The organism is Mycobacterium sp. DHQP2018-32-09 (assembly GCF_058148405.1).
The window spans coordinates 1-454 of record NZ_JBYVYK010000143.1 but is presented as its reverse complement, the minus strand read 5'-3'; the positions used below and the strand labels follow the sequence as shown (position 1 = coordinate 454).

Sequence of the window (454 nt, the reverse complement as noted above, 5' to 3'; positions counted from 1 at the left end):
GCCGCCGCGGGATGATCGCCCCGGTGTTGGCCGTCGGTGACGGTGCACTGGGCTTTTGGAAGGCGATGCGCGAGGTGTTCCCGGCTACCCGCGAGCAGCGCTGCTGGTTTCACAAACAGGCCAATGTCCTTTCCTGCCTGCCCAAATCGGCGCAACCCGGTGCGGTCGCGGCGATGCGGGAGATCTACAACGCCGAGGACCTCGACCACGCGCAGGTCGCGATCAAGGCCTTCGAGATCGACTACGGCGCCAAGTACCCCAAGGCGGTCGCCAAGATCGTCGACGACGCCGACGTGCTGTTGGAGTTCTACAAATACCCAGCCGAACACTGGATCCACTTGCGCACCACGAATCCGATCGAATCAACCTTCGCCACCGTGCGATTGCGGACGAAGGTCACCAAGGGGCCGGGATCCCGCGCGGCCGGAATTGCCATGGCCTACAAGCTTATCGA

Annotated in this window: 1 protein-coding gene; it reads left to right on the top strand. The window is 63.4% G+C overall.

The window, feature by feature from the left end; genetic code table 11:
- Nucleotides 1-454, top strand: a 454-nt coding sequence (locus AC30CM_RS27070; protein WP_490119986.1) for a transposase, incomplete at both ends; no start/stop codon positions are given.